At 61.0% G+C, this 10,666-nt stretch carries 9 protein-coding genes; 4 read left to right on the forward strand and 5 right to left on the reverse strand.

Features of this window, described 5'->3' with window-relative positions; genetic code table 11:
* Positions 1 to 25: 25 nt before the first annotated feature.
* Positions 26 to 658, reverse strand: coding sequence for a zinc-ribbon domain-containing protein (locus I2E13_RS09330; protein ID WP_195404918.1), 633 nt, complete (start codon positions 656 to 658; stop codon positions 26 to 28).
* Positions 659 to 743: 85 nt separating this feature from the next.
* Here I2E13_RS09330 and I2E13_RS09335 point away from each other — a divergent pair, with 85 nt between their 5' ends.
* A complete protein-coding gene (locus I2E13_RS09335) occupies positions 744 to 1,571 on the forward strand; it encodes a hypothetical protein (RefSeq protein ID WP_195404919.1) in 828 nt (275 codons plus the stop codon).
* A gap of 186 nt (positions 1,572 to 1,757) precedes the next feature.
* Here I2E13_RS09335 and I2E13_RS11235 read toward each other — a convergent pair whose 3' ends face one another.
* Positions 1,758 to 3,095, reverse strand: a complete 1,338-nt coding sequence (locus tag I2E13_RS11235) for a DUF6273 domain-containing protein (protein ID WP_195404920.1) — start codon at positions 3,093 to 3,095, stop codon at positions 1,758 to 1,760.
* Positions 3,096 to 3,679: 584 nt separating this feature from the next.
* On the opposite strand from I2E13_RS11235, the gene I2E13_RS09345 reads away from it, so the two are divergent.
* From I2E13_RS09345 to I2E13_RS09355, 3 genes are all read left to right on the forward strand, one after another.
* Positions 3,680 to 4,333, forward strand: coding sequence for a hypothetical protein (locus tag I2E13_RS09345; RefSeq protein WP_195404921.1), 654 nt, complete (start codon positions 3,680 to 3,682; stop codon positions 4,331 to 4,333).
* Positions 4,334 to 4,409: 76 nt separating this feature from the next.
* A complete protein-coding gene (locus tag I2E13_RS09350) occupies positions 4,410 to 5,468 on the forward strand; it encodes a hypothetical protein (protein WP_195404922.1) in 1,059 nt (352 codons plus the stop codon).
* A 1-nt stretch (position 5,469) separates the two neighbouring features.
* Positions 5,470 to 5,907, forward strand: coding sequence for a helix-turn-helix domain-containing protein (locus I2E13_RS09355; protein ID WP_195404923.1), 438 nt, complete (start codon positions 5,470 to 5,472; stop codon positions 5,905 to 5,907).
* Positions 5,908 to 5,991: 84 nt separating this feature from the next.
* Here the strand turns inward: I2E13_RS09355 and I2E13_RS09360 are convergent, their stop codons facing one another.
* The 3 genes from I2E13_RS09360 to I2E13_RS09370 all read right to left on the reverse strand — a co-directional run bounded on the left by I2E13_RS09360 (position 5,992) and on the right by I2E13_RS09370 (position 10,470).
* On the reverse strand, positions 5,992 to 7,482 hold the full coding sequence (locus tag I2E13_RS09360; RefSeq protein WP_195404924.1) for a tyrosine-type recombinase/integrase: 1,491 nt from the start codon (positions 7,480 to 7,482) through the stop codon (positions 5,992 to 5,994).
* Between the two features lie 901 nt (positions 7,483 to 8,383).
* The gene (locus I2E13_RS09365) at positions 8,384 to 9,820 is read right to left on the reverse strand and encodes a sensor histidine kinase (RefSeq protein WP_195404925.1); all 1,437 of its coding nucleotides are present in this window, start codon (positions 9,818 to 9,820) and stop codon (positions 8,384 to 8,386) included.
* Positions 9,808 to 10,470, reverse strand: coding sequence for a response regulator transcription factor (locus tag I2E13_RS09370; protein ID WP_195404926.1), 663 nt, complete (start codon positions 10,468 to 10,470; stop codon positions 9,808 to 9,810). Before I2E13_RS09370 ends, I2E13_RS09365 begins: the two co-directional genes overlap by 13 nt.
* Between the last annotated feature and the right edge of the window lie 196 nt (positions 10,471 to 10,666).

Here is a 10,666-nt window from a genome sequence, read left to right on the forward strand (position 1 = left end):
TAGGGGAGGGCTTGGACCCTCTCCTTTACTTTCCGCAGACAGGACAGCTGCCGCCGCCCGCCTTCCTCCTGTATATGACGGCCTGCCACTCATGGCCATGCCGACATTTCCACCAGACCCTTTTGGAGGAACCGGCCACGACATCGGCTGGTTTCAGTTTGCCGTTCCTGTCATAGTCCCACTCAGCCGCGATATCGGGGTGCGTGGTCGCGAGGTCGTTGACCCCCTCCACAGCAACCCTGTTCGTACAGCACGGGCACGAGCAGGAGCGCAGGATCGTGGCGGGGAACGCCTCCCATGAGTAGCCGCAGGTGCGGCAGCGGACGGCCAGCCTCGTGTTAGCACCTGCGTACCTATCTACGATTTCGATATCGGGACAGCAACCAGTCGCCCGCTCGACAAACGCCTCATGCGTCAACGTCCTCGATTTCCCCGATGACTTGCCTGCGGCCGCTCGACCGCATTTGGGACATCGCGCGTTCCGACGCAGCATCGAGTCGGGGTTGCCATTCCAGACGTTGCCGCAAACCAAGCAGCGGCATCTGAGCGGTGTGCTGATGCCGGCGTATTCGCCGAGTACCTCGAACTCGCCGTCGGCGTAGTGCGAGTTATGCTCCCGCAGCCGCCCGAGGAACTCACCTTGGCTAATTTTTCCCATCTTTCCCTCCCCGAGATCTAGACGACCAGATGCGACAGCGATAGACTTTTACCGAACGGAACTTCCAAGGAAGAGGTTAAGCCAAATGAAGCTGAACGAGAAGACCGGCCAGTCCGCAATTGTCATCTGGGTGACCGCCCGCCAGGGCGCGTCCTTCGAGACCTACCGTACCGACCCGAGTGCAGGCGCCGAAATCCGCCTTCCGCTGGCACCCGCACAGCTCGCTGACGAACTCGCACGCGAGGCGGAACGCGAAGGGGTCGAACCGAAATCCCTGTGCCTCTGCGGATGGAAATACCTCGGTCGCTTCATGCCTTTCGAGTGGCTCCCACTCAATGAAATCGGTACCGCCGAGGACGCGAACCTGCTCGCGGCGGCGATCACGCGCGACCCCGACATCGATTGCGATGTTCTCTTCCAGTACTGCGACCTCCGCGAGATCTTCGAGCCGCTCGGATACATCAACGTTGCCCTCCAGTACGATGCCCTACCGTATCGCAAGTGGTCGAACCCGCTTGATCTCAAGGAGATTGGGATGGACGACCTCAGCCTGCACGAGAAGTGCGCCCTGCAGCTCGGCTGGGAACTTGCGGGAAAGGATGATTCGCGCGACCGTGCCGACATGTCCGTTGATGAACTCATCGATTTCGGCGAGAGTGAAGCCGAGAACCGTGATCTGGTTGTCTGGCTCCACGGCTACATGGACCCCTACGAGGGCGAGATCGATACTGCGAGGTATTCCAAAGAGTACATCATCGAGTCTTGTGAGCAAGTCGGGTTCGATATCGATTTCTCCCGCTTGCCCGAGCCGGAGGAATCTTTGGACGATATGGCGCGGGCGGCTGAGTCGGCGCTCGAAGAAAAAAAGGAGAATGGCCTTGAGGGCGAGCATGAAGAGGAAATCCCGTTCTAAATAACTTTCGATGAAGCGGGTCCCTCCGCGGTCCGCTTTGTTTTGGGGCTGCCGCTCGGTGAGTCTCGCCGTTCTCCTTACGGCGAGACTTTCTATTCTCCTGATTCAACCATAATCTCATCTGTCAGAAAGAAAGGGGTCCTCGCGATAAGCGGGGACCCCTTTAGTGTGCATCGGTTGTTAGTTCTAGAAGCAGAAAATGGGAAAAACGGTGCAGATATTCGAAGCAATAGTGTGATCCGAAGGGTCGCCGGTGTCGGAAACATAGAGGAAACTGGACTCATCGTAAGAACGGTTCGTACGTTCCCACCAGTAGGCATTACCGTCGAGGGCGTCATTTCCTTTCGCGCTATTCAGCACTTTGCCTTGGAATGCTTCATATTGAGTGCCCTCTTGCCATAGACAGCTAGGTTTATCCCAATCGCCATCATGCCAATTGCTGGGGGCGCTGGGGGCGATTTCTACGATAGATAGAAGGAACAGCTTGTCGGTTGTCGAAGTGGGGGTCGTAGAGGTGGTGCCGTGCTCGTCGATGGTAAGTTTGGTTACCGGCTTGATTGTTTTTTGCAGATCCGCAGGCAGCAGGTTCCAGATCTCGCCGAAATTCATCTTCGTGCGGAGCTCGGAGTTCTTCCATCCAGTGGAGTTCGTGTTCGTGGCGTTCATGCGCGACTTGATGCCTGTCGAAGTCGTCATGAACGTCAGCCCCGCCTTGCCCGAACCGTTCGCGAGGTTGTCGTGGCTGATGCCGATGATGCGGTATTCCAGCGTCTGGCCGTTTAAGAGAGCGGTCTTCCATTTAGTTCCCGCGTCCATCGCCTTCTTGGCGGCCGGGTAAAACTTGCTGCCCGTGCCGTTCTTGGAAATGTCCTCGGCTACCACTTTCTGGTCAATGAGCGTCCAATCCTTCGGGTCCTTGTTCTCAAGGCCCTCGGCGGGGTTTGTGCCGGGCTGGCTGGGTCTAGTCGAGGTGTTGCCGTTTCCCGTCGAACCGGTATTGCCGCCGGCCGAGCCGGTGTTGCCCGTGGAGCCGGAGCCGGGTTTGGTTGTACCGGAGGAGCTGCCGCTGCCGGCCGTGCCGGTGTTGCCTGTGGAGCCGGAGCCGGGCTTGGCCGTAGTCGAGCCCGTACCGCTTCCAGTCGAACCGGTATTGCCTGTCGATCCCGTGTTGCCGCCACCTGGATTCGTGCCGGACTGGCCGGGCTTAGTCGTCTGCGAACCGGACGAACCCGAACCGGGGTTGACGGTGCCAGAAGAGCTGCCGCCGCCGGCCGTGCCTGTGTTGCTGCCGGTCGAACCGGAGCCGGGCTTCATGGTGGTCCCGCCGCTGGACGTTCCGCCGGAAGTGCCATGGTTTCCGCTGCCCGTGCCGCCCGTATGGGTGCCTCCGGACGTTCCGCCGCCGATGCCGCCGATGGCTCCGCCCGTGATGCTGCCGCCGACCGCGCCGGCAATCGCTGTGAACTGGTTACCGATGGCGCCTGCGACCGGAGGTCCGGCGAACGCCACCGTAAGACTAATCACGGCGATAAGCAGGACGTACTCGATGATTCCTTGGCCTCGGAGACTAGCCGCTCTACGAGCGACCCCCCCCCCGAGGCGAAATTGCCGCTGCATGCATATGCGGCTCCCTTCGCTCAGGGTTTGTAGATACGGCTTGAGGATAATGCTGGCAATTTCGACCGCTTCAGTCGTGCCTAGGTGGCAAATATTAACGGCTTTTCGACCTAACCCACTCGTCAACCATACCGAGCCACATCCCTACACGCCTACACCCCTACAGAGCTACACGCAAAGCATCTAGCAGGCATCTAGCCAAACAAAAGGGGTGCCCTTAATGGCACCCCGCAGGATAGCTAGTTGTTATTATCCTTTTGACATCGAGAGCCTTTAGGTTTACCTGTATCTCATTCTTTTTTTCTTATTATTCTTCTTGTCCTTTTTCTCTTTGATAGATCGCCACGGAAACCATAGGTCAACCTGTCAATTACAGAAAAATAAACTGCACCAAACTCAATCTTCCTGTTGCACTACACCCCCTTTGGGGGTATACTTATAACCAACAACACAGCGCGGGTCTAACCCGCAAACCGATTAGGGAGAACACCATGACCGAACTTGAACCCACTGTCAGCGGGAAGACCTATACCGTCAGCAGCCGCGAGCTTATCTACAAGGGCGCTTGCGATAACGTTGATCTCAATCCCTGCGGCGATGCCGTTTTGTGGTACGAGGGTGTCGACAGGGGCGAGGCTCTGCGTATTGCCCGCGAGTACGCCGCAGACCCGCGCGATACGGGCAAGGTCGAGGTCTGCAAGCAGGGCATCGCTCGCAATGTCTTTGGGGTCTGTGAGACCTTGCTTGATGAGGACGGGGATGTTATCGGCGAGGACACCATCGAGATTGTGGACCCGCTCGACCGCATGCCCGAGCTACGCGAGCTCGCCAACAAGGCCGACCATTGCAATTGCCAGCTCCCGAGCTACATCACCGGCGAATGCAAATGGATCGATGATGTCGAATTCGATGGTAAGTGCTACGGGCTCTACCGCTTCGAGGATTCCGCCTGGGGCGATTTCAGCGCGTACACCGACAACGGCGGCAGTATCTGGCTTCCCGCCGCTTTCTATGATTTCGACCTCAAGACCGCCGAGCAGCTCAAGGAAGTGCTTGAAGATGTGTGCGGCGAGTGGTGGCAGGACTGGCAGACTTCTGACGAGTTCGACCAGATTATCTACAAGCTCTTCGCGGCCGAGTGCTAACGCTCAGCTAGGACATTTTGCAACGGGCGCGACCGCGAAAAACGGATCGCGCCCGACATTGAGAAAGGACTTAACCATGGCAAAGCGCTACCCGCTTTCCCGTGCATCGAAGGAATACGGCCGCCTGGTCGACCTCTACCCGCAGCTGCCCAAGCTCGTCTCCCCGTATCCTCAGATGAACTCAGGCGACAGGAATTGCCTCGAGATGGCACTCGATATGCTCGACGCATGCACGGCGAAGACAGGGATGCCGATTGACCTGACCGACACGGCATCGACCGTGGACGGCCGCTGGGTCATGTCCGATGACCTCCCTTGGATTGCGAGGTGGCACGCATGCAGGCAGGTCTACAGGATTGACCGTACGGTGTCCGAGGCGCTGGTCGAGCAGGAACTGGACGGAGATTTGCCGGTGGAGCTGCTTCACCGCATGCCATACCCGATTATCTACATCGATTCGCCCGTGCCGGTGAGTTGCCAGACCACCAAGCGCTGGGCTGATGGCTTTTTCGCCTACTTGGACCGTGACCTCATGGGCGAACTCGACATGACGTTCGTCTACCTCATGGACGACGGCACGCGCTCGCGTATGTCTCTGGTAATCGAGGACGGTGCTACGCTCGAGACCTGCCTCGCGCACATCGCCGACGTCGACGAGGTACTCGATGAGCTGACGGGCGGTGCGATGGTAAATAACAAGATTACCGACCCCGAGGAGCTGGCATGCCTGCGCTATTGCGCCACAGCATCGCTCAACCTTCTACTTTTCGTACTTTCTGCCGAGAACGGCGCAGAGATTGTCTACACGCCGCCGAAAACCACAAGGGGGCAGAAAGTCGGCAAGCGCACGAACACCGAGACTGTCCGTATGCTCGGAGCCAAGATTGGCAGCGCCATCGGCGCGGCACGCCGAGTCAGATACGCTCCGCACCAGGGGACAGGAGAGCGCACCGTGGCACCTCACGTTCGCCGAGCCCATTGGCAGAGCTTCTGGACCGGAAAGCGCAAGGGCCGCGAGGACGGTAAGTTCGGAGACGAGCTGGTGGTCAAGTGGATCCCACCCATTCCCGTCAACCAGGGCGCGGGGGAGGTTACCGAGACCGTCCATCTGAACTCGACCGAGGCAGGCGAATAGGATGGCGAGGGGAAAAGCCGATTTCAGGGCCCGCCGCGAAATGCTGGGACTCACTCAGCAGGACGTGGCGGATGCCCTCAACGCCAACGTGAAAACAATCAAGAACTGGGAGAACCCTCGTCAGACGAGATACCGCATCTCCGATGCCGCATGGGAATACCTCGACCGCGCCGCCGACGTGCAGGCTCAGCAGGTTGCATACGCCCGCTCCGTAATCGAGAAGCACGCCGAGGTATTTGCCGAAAGCCCGATAGTCGTGCCGATAACCTACTTCAGGGACCAAGCCGCCTATGACGAGTGCGGGCGGGACGCAGGCCCCTACGGTCAGGCAAATGCGACCTCCCGCGCCATCGCAAACGAGCTGGAGCGCATGGGCATCCAAGTCGAGTTCCGCTATCCGGATGATGACGCGATCTCGACTCCCGGCAGCAATTATTGATTTCAAGTCAAGACGATGGGCGCCCCCTCCAATAAATAGGGGATGCCCATCGCAAGATAATGTCCCGCTCCAAAGGCAGCGGCCCTATTGAAGTACTGTCGCCTCGGCCGGGATTGCGCCCAGCACCGCCGCGTACTCGGTGGGGTAGAGCCGGCTGATCGTCTTCACGTCGCGGATGACGATGTTGCGGTCATCCGGCTCGGTGATGCCGTAGCCGAACGCCTGAAGCGTCTCGACGGCCTCTTGGATACGCTGCTGGAACATGGGGCCCGGATCGACCCGCAGGCCGAGATACCCGCGCCACAGGCACGGCGAGACGCGCAACATATTGTGGATCTTGGAAATCGGCTCGATGTCGGCGTAGACGTTGAGCGTCACCATGGCGTCCTTGTGCCCGAGGATTGATTGGAGCGCCTTGATGTCTCCGCCTTGGCGGATCCACTGCGTCGCGAAGGTGTGGCGCAGGCCGTGGAAGGTAATCAGCTCGTCGTTCGTGCCCATGAGCGCATTGGTCTCGGAGAACGTCTTGAACGCACGGCGTACATAGCTGGTTGTCGCGAAGGTCGCGCCCGGCTCGGAGAGGATGTAGCAGTCCCCGATCTCGACCGAGCCGGTAAGCCCGCGCGAGCGCAGCTTGCCGAGGTCTATGCTGTGGATCTCCTTCAGGAAGGGGAGAAGGCCCACCGGGTCGATGGGGATCGACCTCAAGTCATGGGTCTTGGTATCCTTGATGAAGGAGCCCATTCCCTTTGCGTATGCCACCGAGTGCCTGACCGAGATCGCCCCTGCATCGAAGTCCACATCGCACCAGCGCAGGGCGCAGACCTCGCCGATGCGCATCCCCGTGTGCAGGGCGAGCACGACCGCCCTCTTGAACCGCGAATCGGGCATCATGGAGCAAATCGAATTGAGTTTCGGCACGAGGTCGGACCTGAGCGCGTTGCGCGGCTTGCCGAGAATGCGGGGCGCTAGGGCTCCGTCGAACGGGTTCTTCCCGATGGTGTCGTTGCTTCTCTTTATAAGCACCGTATAGAGGCGCTTGCCGAGCTTGAACGCCTTGTTGAGCGTATCGGGGGCGCATCCGAGCGCGATTCTCCGCGCAGACCATGCGTTGATGTCGTCGGTCGTCACCTCGTTCACGGGAATCGCCCCCAGCTCGTCGCGCTCGATATGCAGGGCGCTGAAATGGTAGTCGTCGCGCGTGGTCGGGGTTATCCGGTTCATCTGCATGCAGAAGTCGATGAACTTCTCGAGCGCGTCCCCCAGACGGAGAAGCGCGTAATCGTCCGCCTCGAGTTTCGCCCGCCGTTCCTCGACCGCCGCCCTCAACTCTTCGGCCTCGGCGAGTTCCGTCTCGATTTCGCGCCTGAAATCCGCGAGCGCGTCGAGGGCGGCCTTCTTGCCGCGGGTGCCCTCGGCAAAGCACGCGATGCCCGTGTTCCTCGTCCTCTGCGTGCGCTCACCCGACTCCTTGTCGACGAGGGTGACGATGGCCTGCCACTTCCCCTTGTTCTTCCTGACGGAGCCGTTTCCACATATGCGCAAGCTCTTATTGTCGTCTTTTTCGTTTTCCATGATTCTCCCCAAAACACTTTTTGATTCCAAACGGGCATTTCTGCCAGCAAAAACCTGAGTGCTGTCGATTCTGGGCGCTCCGGAGTCACCAGAGAATCAACAGCTGCACCATGGGTTCGTAAATCGAATTATAACGAGATGTAGAAACCTGCGTTTACCTGCGTCAATTTACATATGCGTAAACTGCTTACATGCGCTATTTGCGCGTGTTATAATAAAAAAGACACAGGTAGAGCCAAAAATAGGGGTCTGGGGGTCAAGGGGTCGCTGGTTCGAATCCAGTCGTCCCGACCAGAAGTTTGCAGGTCAGGCACCTAGTGTCTGACCTTTTTTGTTTTAAGCAATTGCTTAATTTTGATTAAGCAACAGGGTGCCAATAATCTACCTACGCGATAATCGCTTTTTGCGGTTACTTGCGCGTTTTGCACGCGCTTGAGCCGATTTATTAACGCGATATGAATCTACATACGCGTAGCTGGTATACAGCCGAGTACAGGCTGTATTTATCGCGGCGATTTACACAGATATAGCGACTGTAACGAACAAGCGTGTCGCTGTATTTATTCCAGTAGTTCACTTGATCGGTGGACAAGTGGGCTGTTGCAGCGAAATGCCAAGCAGGATGAGCTCTACACGAGGACCCCGCAGAGGTAATGGCGGGGGAGTGTGGCAGACGCTCTGAGAGCCGCTGTATGACCCCGTTTCTCCTTAACTCGATAATTTGTGTTTCAAGCCACGAATCGGTCGAGCAATTACCAAAAGAAAGGCCCATGCAGAATTGCACGGGCCTTACATCAGATCACATTTGAGCTAGAAGCACCAAACGGGGCAGACGCAACACCATCTCGTCGCGGCCTCGGCGAGCGACATATCGCAGTCGAGGTAGACATCGAGGAAGTCGTCAGATCCCGCACAGGGGGACCGCGATGGTGGCCACCGCGCCGCCCGAGGGGCTGTTGGCGAGCGAGACGGAGCCCCCGTGGGCGCTCGCGGCCTCGGAGGCGGCATGGAGGCCGAGCCCGTAGTGGCGGCCTCCGTCGCGCGAGGAGCGGGAGGAGTCGTCTGTGAAGAGGCGCTCGCAGCCGCGTTCGAGGGCGGCGGGAGAAAAGCCCGGTCCGTCGTCGGCAACCTCGATGACGAGGCGCCCGCCCGCGACGTCGCAGGAGACCGCCACGCGCGAGCGTGCGTGCTCGGCGGCGTTGGCCACGAGGTTCGCGGCGGCTCGCGCCAGGCTGGTTCGGTCGAGCGTGGCCTCGGGCGCGCCCGCGACAGCGGGGCCCGTGGCCGCGTCGAGCGTCACGCCTCGCACCCGGGCGATCTGGGCGGCCTCGGCGAGAACCTGATCGCAGAACTCGGCCGGCCGCATGGGGGCCCTCTCCGCCCCGCTGGACCCGCGCGAGGCCTCGATGAGCAGGCGCACGTAGCCGTCGAGCCTTTCGACACTGCCGGCTATGTCGCGCGCGGCGGCCGCGAGGTCGGCGTCTTTCTCGTCTTCCAGCTCCTCCGCCACGAAGTCGGCGTTGGCGCGCAGCACGGTGAGCGGCGTCTTGAGGTCGTGGGCGAGTGACGCCATCTTCTCGCGCTGCCCCCGCTCCGCGGCCCAGCGGGCCTCGAGCGACTCGGCGAGGGAGGCCCGCATGGCGTCCATCGCGGCGAGGACGTCGTTCACCTCGCGCACGTTGGTGCTGCCGACCGCGAAGTCGAGCTCCCCCGCGCCGACGCGACTCGCCGCCTCCGCGAGCGGCGCCATCTTGCGCGAGATCACGCGGCTCGCGCGGCGCGCCACGAGCGCGAGCGCGAGCGCGCTTCCCGCCGCAGCGCCGACGAGCATGAGGTTCTGCGGGTTAGGAAGCAGGCCGGCGAGGTCGCGCGAGACCCACTGCGGCAGGTACTCGCTGATGAGTGCGCAGGCCCCGCCGCCCTTGAGCGGGAACGCGGCGTAGGTGAGGCCCGAACCCCCGCCCTCGATCTTCACTGTGCCCGGTTCCGCGGCGAGTGCCGTACGGGCCATTTCCTTCGCGTCCTCGAGCCGCGTGCCCTCGAGGTCTGTCATCAGCACGTATCCGTCCTTGTTCAGGATGAGGTAGCGGTACGCCGTCGGCACGTCCTGCTGCCCGCAGACGCCGTCGCGTCCCAGGCCCTCCGCGACCTCGCGAACATTGGCCGGCCCCCAGCTTGCCTCGTAGACGATGCCCGCGTTGATCGCCACGGAGAGCACCATGAACGAGGCGAGCCACGCCGTGGCGACCGCCGCGAACGCGTAGGCGAAGTAGCGCGCGATGACGAAGGAGAGTGGCATGCCCCCGCGACCTCGCGCTCCGATCTTCAGAGCTGCCACTTGTACCCCATCCCCCAGACGGTCGCGATCGGATCGGCGCCGGCCTCGGAGAGTTTCCTCCGGGCGCGGCTGACCTGCATGGATATGGCCGCGTCGTCGGCGTCGCTCTCCCAGCCGAGCACCGCCTCGCGTATCTGCGCGCGGCTCATGACCTGCCCGGGGTGGCGCGCGAGGTACTCGCAGATGGCGTACTCGGTGGGCGTGAGCGGCACGGCCTTGTCGCCCACGGCGAGGTCGCGCGCCCCGAGGTCGATCCGCACCTCCCCGAAGGAGAGAGCGTGCGAGCGCGGCCGGCGCTCACGGCGTAGATGGGCCGCGACCTTTGCGCGCAGTTCCGCGGCCCCAAAGGGCTTGCGGACGTAGTCGTCGGCGCCCAGGCCGTAGGCGGCCACGGCATCCTCCTCGGCCACGCTCGCGGTCAGGAAGACGATGGGCCCGTCGAAGTCCGGGCGGATCTGCCGCACGAGCTCGAAGCCGTCGAGCCCCGGCATCATGACGTCGCAGAGCACGAGGTCGAAGCGCGAGAGGTCCATCCCCGGGACCGCCGTCGGGTCCGTCGCCCTGACGACCTCATGGCCGTCGCGGCCGAGGACGCGCGCGAGCGCGTCGAGGATAGCCCGTTCATCATCCACTGCCAGTATCCTCGCCATGTTCGACCTCCTGAAACTCTCGTCGGAATTGTACTAGCGCCGCATTCAGCGGTCCAGTGCCCTGCGCGCAGCCGCGGGTGCCTCGGCCGCGTCGAGCAGGGCATTCCCGCCCAGGACGATGTTAGCGTCAATATATTTTTCACCATTTTCACCAACGTATTTTCGCCAATCGCGCCAACGCGGATGCGCCGGATTC

Source organism: Collinsella aerofaciens, assembly GCF_015554145.1.
GTDB lineage: Bacteria > Actinomycetota > Coriobacteriia > Coriobacteriales > Coriobacteriaceae > Collinsella > Collinsella aerofaciens_AA.

Coding starts and splice junctions, on each gene's coding strand:
- I2E13_RS09360 (WP_195404924.1), bottom strand. CDS start 7,482: ATGGAAAACGAAAAAGACGACAATAAGAGCTTGCGCATATGTGGAAAC.
- I2E13_RS09370 (WP_195404926.1), bottom strand. CDS start 10,470: ATGGCGAGGATACTGGCAGTGGATGATGAACGGGCTATCCTCGACGCG.
- I2E13_RS09335 (WP_195404919.1), top strand. CDS start 744: ATGAAGCTGAACGAGAAGACCGGCCAGTCCGCAATTGTCATCTGGGTG.
- I2E13_RS09350 (WP_195404922.1), top strand. CDS start 4,410: ATGGCAAAGCGCTACCCGCTTTCCCGTGCATCGAAGGAATACGGCCGC.
- I2E13_RS09330 (WP_195404918.1), bottom strand. CDS start 658: ATGGGAAAAATTAGCCAAGGTGAGTTCCTCGGGCGGCTGCGGGAGCAT.
- I2E13_RS09345 (WP_195404921.1), top strand. CDS start 3,680: ATGACCGAACTTGAACCCACTGTCAGCGGGAAGACCTATACCGTCAGC.
- I2E13_RS09355 (WP_195404923.1), top strand. CDS start 5,470: ATGGCGAGGGGAAAAGCCGATTTCAGGGCCCGCCGCGAAATGCTGGGA.